A 4061-nucleotide genomic window follows, 5' to 3' on the forward strand; every position below is an offset into this window, starting at 1 on the left:
GGATGAAATCTTCTACATGAGGTGTTCTATTGGCATAGGAGATCACGATTGCGATATCTCCTTTTTTTAATGTTTCAGCAACCTTTTTTTGATAGAAAATCTGTTTTTCTACTATGATATCTCTACCTATTTCTAACATGTTCTGCCTAAAACATTCGGCCATAAAATAATTCCCTATAGAAGTAAATAACGCAATAACATTTGCATCATACATTTTCTGGACAATTTTACCAAATTCATCTAGATTCACTAGGTTTAATGTAGAATGAAGTGTCTGGTCATAGAGATTCAACATTTTAGTCATTATTTCATGGTTTGTGTTATTGATCCTGAAAGGATAGTTATAGTCCACTGAAATAAGTTCTTTCTAGTATCTTTCACGATCAAAATGAATATGGGATTTAAATGCCTGTAAACCTGAAAGTTCTAGTTTATCAATAATTCGATAAATAGTAGAAACAGACACATAGCTGTTTTTAGAAATATCTGAAGCAGACATATTCATAATATCTTCTGAATGTTCTACAACATAGTCTATAAGTATTTTTTCACTTTCTGTAAGTGATAATTGTTCGAGCTTATCATAAATGTTCATAAAAGCCTCCTGATAGACTATATTATACTCTATTTTAATTACTATTTCTTTAACTGGAATACTTCAAGTGCATTCTCTGTTGTCTGTTTGGCGACTTCTTCGTAGCTTAATCCTTTTAGTTCAGCAATCTTTTGGGCAACAAAATAGACATTACCTGGTTCATTCTGCTTTCCTCTATAAGGTGCTGGTGTGAGATAAGGATCATCTGTTTCTACAAGTAGATAGTTTAAATCTACGCCTTCAGCGACTCTTTTAGGAACCTTCGCGTTCTTAAAAGTAACAGGACCTGCCAAAGAAATATAATAACCAATCTTAATGAATCTTAAAGCCATCTCATAACTTCCACTATAACAATGCATAATACCTTTTACACCCGACTTAGAAAGTATATCAAATGTATCTTCATAAGCATCTCTGGCATGAATAGTAACAGGTAAAGATAATCTCTTGGCTATTTCTAACTGTTTCTTAAAACAGTCAATCTGTTTTTCTTTAGATGCTTCATCCCAATAGTAATCTAATCCTATTTCACCTACAGCAACAACCTTAGGATCTTTCGCAAGTGCTTCTATTGCCTCTAAATCCTCATCTGTTGTCTCTTTACAATCATTAGGACTAATACCTACTGCAGCATAAATAAAGTCATACTCATGCGCTATCTGTACTGCAAGACGTGAAGACTCTAAATCATAACCTACAACAGTAAAGTACTTCACACCTCTATCTATTGCATTCTGAATATATAAATCACGATTTTCAAATAATTGTTCACTATTTAAATGTGTATGTGTATTAAATAACATTTTTCTTATTACCTCGCTTTTAATCAAGTATACATAAAAAAAACAGGGGAATAAACCCCTATTAGTAAATGCACAGTCCTTATAATTCTATCTATTATTACTTTCTAGATTAGTGTCCAGTGTTTAGCCTCTTTCCACTTAACATTAGGTAAACTTTGTAATAGGTTTAATAGTTCATTATTATCTGCAAAACAACATTGCCCACTATATTGAATACAACATTTATTTTCCCTTTACTAACTTTACATTCATACGCTTTATTATTTCATATATTTTTTCTTTTTCATCGCTTTTTAAATTATCTTTTTGACAAAAAATAAAAAAGCTATGTTTCCATATAAATACAAAATCTTTTGGTGTATCAATTATCTTGTTAATATCTTCATACTTTATTTGACTTGTTTTATCACTTGATACAATTATATTGACACCACTATTTCCAAAGATCAACGAATAAAATACTTCTTCTTTTCCTAACATCTCAATTTGTTTAGCTAAAATTAAATTGATGTTTCTTTTAGTAACGTAAATACGAGCGAAGAAAAACACTGCTGCAACTGTAAAAGCAGCAAATGCATATAGTCTCATTTCAGAAGTTCCCTGTATTAAACAGATTATAGATAGTACAAGAAATAATATAATATATATTCTTGCTAAATTATTCTTCCAAGTAGGCATTAAATATTTTTTATTCCTTTCAAGAACTTCTTTATTAATTACATTATTTTGAACTTCAATCCTCATTCAATATCACCCTCTAATAAGTAATTTATCATATCATCATTATCTGTCAACTATTTTTATATACTAAATTTAGGCAATATAAAAAGAATTGTATTTATTTTTTAGATAGATACAATTCTTTAGTAATTTTATGCCAAAACACCTAATGATGCTAAATATCCTGGAGCTAATGGTGCAGTTCCTGGATTAGATAGAAATGCTATTAATCCAATAACAACTGCAGCAGATATTGCAAGATTAGTTAGAGTTTTTGAATCCAATTTATAATCCACATCAGGTGTTGGGTTTGGAATAATTTCAAAACTTATTTCAACTGTAATTTCTTGATCTACAGTAGCAGAATCTGGAAAAATATCATCTGTAGTAATAACAAATGTTAATTTTGGATAAGTTCCATTCAAATTCACTTTCACACCTATTTGTCCTGATGTCACTGATTTAGCAACATCTTTTAAATCATTGATAGTAGAATTAATAATATCAATATTTTCAAAATCTTTAATTTCCATACCTGCAATCATACCTTCTATTTCTGCTTCACAAGATGCTGTTAACTCTCCTTCATTATTTAAATCGATTGTAATCGGAGTACTATCAAAATTAGTAGTTAATGTACCAGATACTTCCGCTGTTATTTTTATTGTCAAACCATTTAATAAAATAGTATCTAATAAAAATTCTTTCTTATAAGTAAGACTGCTATTATAAACTTTATCTAAATAACCTAAAGGTTCAAATACATTATAAACATATTGATCTCTTTGAATATCTAAAATAATATTGGAATTCTTTTCTGCTAATTGATCTGGTGACATATAATCCACTTTATCAAATGTTGTAATCCCCTTATCTCTACCAGAATATCCTACCTTATCTAAATCAAATGAAGGATTTGAAGGGAATTGCCCACCTGTTCTCTCATTAAATTCAAAGAACTGATCAAATGCCCAGTTCTTCGGAATAGGATAACCTAAGTTGCAGCTGTATCCGCTTGACATATCAGCTACAAATGAGTATTCCGCTAAGCCTTTATTACTGATATATGAACAGATATATCTTGGTGCATAAATTCCTACCTTATACTTTTTATTATTTGTTTCACTATTAAATACAAAATTCAGTTTCTCGAAGTATGGAACAATAAATGATTTCATCTGATAATCATAGCAGTCAAAGTCTACTGCAAAATAGATGGTTGTTCCATCAGGAACACCGATTCTCTTAGCTGCTGTAATTGCTGTATGTGCATCTACAATACCCTGACTCAGATTCTGGAAATACTCTGCTTTATATCCTCCATCCTGATAGATAGGGAATACTCTTAATCCAGCACTTTCAATGTTTTTGATTTCTTCAAATGTGATGAACTTTCTCTTTCCATTTGCTGTTCCTGTCAGATATCTACCTACCACCTGATATCCTGCATTCTTAATATCTAGTGCCTGCTGCTTATTTAATACTGTGGAGCAGTCACATGCCTTTGACTTTCTTCCTGTATCACCTTTACTTGTTAATAGTGATTTCATTGTTGCACAGTTTACTTCTCCAGAAGTAACTAGCCCAATTCCCGTTAATGCATAGAACTCCTGGAATGATGCAACCATGGACTTAGTAGTACTGTCAAAGTTACCATCAAATCTTCCAGCATCATATCCATTCAAGTATAATCCATATTGAACAAGCTTATTATACTTTACATAGGTACCATTCTTCCCCTGCTTTAATACACCAGGGAATTTTGCTACTGTCTGATCACCAAAATTTCTTTTATCAATACTGCCAATAAAGCTTGTATAAATACCTTCAGCAGCCTGTAGTGCTGCAATTAATGCATAAGAAGTAAATCTTGAGACAACACCATCACATGGACCTACACCAATGATATCAGACCAGTCTGTATTCAGCTGCTGCTGAATTTT

The 4061-nt window shown here is 31.2% G+C and carries 4 protein-coding genes and 1 pseudogene; all 5 read right to left on the reverse strand.

Going from position 1 to position 4061, the window contains the following annotated elements; genetic code table 11:
• Positions 1-304, reverse strand: a pseudogene (locus B2S90_RS04615) (MurR/RpiR family transcriptional regulator); the annotation flags it as partial.
• A 63-nt stretch (positions 305-367) separates the two neighbouring features.
• Complete coding sequence (locus tag B2S90_RS04620; RefSeq protein ID WP_055234925.1) at positions 368-595, reverse strand: hypothetical protein; 228 nt, start codon at positions 593-595, stop codon at positions 368-370.
• 41 nt (positions 596-636) lie between these two features.
• Positions 637-1398 (reverse strand): TatD family hydrolase, encoded by a 762-nt coding sequence (locus tag B2S90_RS04625; protein ID WP_055234927.1) that lies wholly within the window; start codon positions 1396-1398, stop codon positions 637-639.
• A 222-nt stretch (positions 1399-1620) separates the two neighbouring features.
• On the reverse strand, positions 1621-2142 hold the full coding sequence (locus B2S90_RS04630) for a hypothetical protein (RefSeq protein ID WP_286696604.1): 522 nt from the start codon (positions 2140-2142) through the stop codon (positions 1621-1623).
• Between the two features lie 128 nt (positions 2143-2270).
• Positions 2271-4061: glycoside hydrolase domain-containing protein (locus B2S90_RS04635; RefSeq protein WP_286696605.1), on the reverse strand; the 1791-nt coding region annotated here is incomplete at its 5' end.

The sequence above is a fragment of the Catenibacterium sp. UBA627 genome, from assembly GCF_002299355.1.
In the GTDB taxonomy this organism is placed as follows: Bacteria; Bacillota_I; Bacilli_A; order Erysipelotrichales; family Coprobacillaceae; genus Catenibacterium; species Catenibacterium mitsuoka.

Coding starts and splice junctions, on each gene's coding strand:
- B2S90_RS04620 (WP_055234925.1), bottom strand. CDS start 595: ATGAACATTTATGATAAGCTCGAACAATTATCACTTACAGAAAGTGAA.
- B2S90_RS04625 (WP_055234927.1), bottom strand. CDS start 1,398: ATGTTATTTAATACACATACACATTTAAATAGTGAACAATTATTTGAA.
- B2S90_RS04630 (WP_286696604.1), bottom strand. CDS start 2,142: ATGAGGATTGAAGTTCAAAATAATGTAATTAATAAAGAAGTTCTTGAA.